This window comes from Mesorhizobium sp. M0244 (assembly GCF_040321795.1).
GTDB lineage: Bacteria > Pseudomonadota > Alphaproteobacteria > Rhizobiales > Rhizobiaceae > Mesorhizobium.
Genome location: NZ_JAMYSE010000203.1, coordinates 1 through 1,750, shown reverse-complemented (window position 1 = coordinate 1,750; position 1,750 = coordinate 1). Strand labels below are relative to the sequence as shown.

General features: G+C 65.0%; 2 protein-coding genes. One reads left to right on the top strand and one right to left on the bottom strand.

All coding sequences use genetic code 11. The features are described 5' to 3' along the window. Window positions 1-91: 91 nt before the first annotated feature. Entirely contained in the window at window positions 92-340 is a 249-nt protein-coding gene (locus NKJ08_RS38605; protein ID WP_352786378.1) for a ParB N-terminal domain-containing protein, read from the bottom strand. Window positions 341-495: 155 nt separating this feature from the next. Between NKJ08_RS38605 and NKJ08_RS38600 the strand changes: the two genes are divergently transcribed. Next, window positions 496-1,750 (top strand): N,N-dimethylformamidase beta subunit family domain-containing protein (locus NKJ08_RS38600; RefSeq protein WP_352786380.1); only part of this gene is annotated, 1,255 nt, incomplete at its 3' end.

Genomic DNA, 1,750 nt, shown 5'->3' with positions numbered 1-1,750 from the left:
TCACACCCTATGAGTTCATCTGCAAAATTTGGGCAAAAGAGCCCGAACGGTTCCGACTCGATCCCACCCATCAAACGCCGGGACTAAACACCTAGTGACGCTTGGCTTGCACCAGATAGGCATCGATCTCGGTCTCCCCGAGCCACTTTGCCGCTTCCAGCCGATGCAGCCCCTCGACGAGGATATGGCGCTTGCCGTCATGGCGCACCTGGATCGGCGTCTTCATGCCGTTTTCCAGAATGTCCTCGGCCAGATGGCGGACGGTCTCGGGATGCAGCGTCTTCTTGCGCGCGGTCGGCACGTAAATGTCGTCGATCTTGACCTTTTGCACTCGCAGCATGTCGGCTCCCGTGGCGGATAAGGCCGCCCTTTGTGAGATAGTCGGTTTGGCCGGCAAGGCCAAGGGAGCAGCCCGGCAATGGCTGGCCCGATCGTTTCCAATTGACGCTTGGCCGGCGGATGGCCGAAATGGGGCCTTCGACCTTACAGGCGTTCATGACCCATCTGCCGACCGAGTTTCCCGATTTCGGACTGACGCCGGAGCAGCGACGGCAGGCGGTGCGCAGCCATTACTGGGAATGGCCGGGCATGGATGGCGAGCGCGGCGAGATCTGGTGCTACAGCGACCGTTTTTCCTATCGTCCTGGCGAGACGGTGGCGCTGCATGTGAGTTCGACGGCCGCCAGCTTCGGCATCGTGGTCGTCCGTGACGGCGGCGCGGAAACGACAATGTTCGAAAGGACCGGGATCGCGGCGCGCTGGCAGGAGACGCCAGATCAATGTTCGGTCGACGGCTGCGGCTGGGAAGCGTCGTTCGAATTCCGCGTCGGCGACGATTGGCCGTCCGGGGCCTATCGCGTCACGCTTGAAGCGGATGGCCGGGACGGCAAGCCGATCCTCTGCCAGCATCTTTTCATTGTCGCGCCGCAACCCGGCAAAAAACCCGGCCGCGTGCTGCAGGTTGCGGCCACCGGCACCTGGCTCGCCTACAACACATGGGGCGGTTCCAACCATTACGAAGGCATCACCGGGCCAGGCCGCGACCAGTATGCCCGGATGGTGTCGACGCAGCGGCCGTGGTGCCGCGGCTTCGTCGTGCTGCCCAAGGACGCGCCGCGCGTGCCGCTCGAAGTCGCCGTGCCGCCGAAAACCGTGCCGCGCTATCCGCATATGGAATGGGCCTTCGCCACCGGCCATTCGAAGAAATACGCTTCGTCCGGCTGGGCAAGCTATGACAGTCATTTCTTCCGCTTCGCCGAGCGCGCCGGCTACGCCGTCGATCTCGCCAGCCAGCACGATCTGCTTTTTTCGCCCGACATTCTCGACGGCTACGACTGCGTCGTGTTCGTCGGCCACGACGAATACTGGACCTGGGAGATGCGCGATGCGGTCGACGCCTATGTCGAGCGCGGCGGCCATGCGGCCCGCTTTGCCGGCAATTTCATGTGGCAGACGCGGCTGGAGGACGAAGGCCGCCGGCAGGTCTGCTACAAATACCGCGCCCGCGCCGAAGACCCGGCCTATCGCGGCGGCGATGTGAGGCGCGCCACCAATTCCTGGGAAGCGCCGGAAATCGGCCGGCCGGGTGCGGCGACCTTCGGGCTTAACGCGACAAAGGGCGTCTATGCCGGCTGGGGCGGCTGCGCGGCCCCCGGGCGCCCCGGGTGTCAGGGCTACCGGCCGGCGCCCAGGGCCCTCGCCGGGGCCCGCCTGGCCGTGTCAGTTAAATACAACAGAGGCGGACGGCGGC

Bases quoted from the DNA above. Each gene is read 5' to 3' on its own strand.
- NKJ08_RS38605 (WP_352786378.1), bottom strand. From the start codon at position 340: ATGCTGCGAGTGCAAAAGGTCAAGATCGACGACATTTACGTGCCGACC.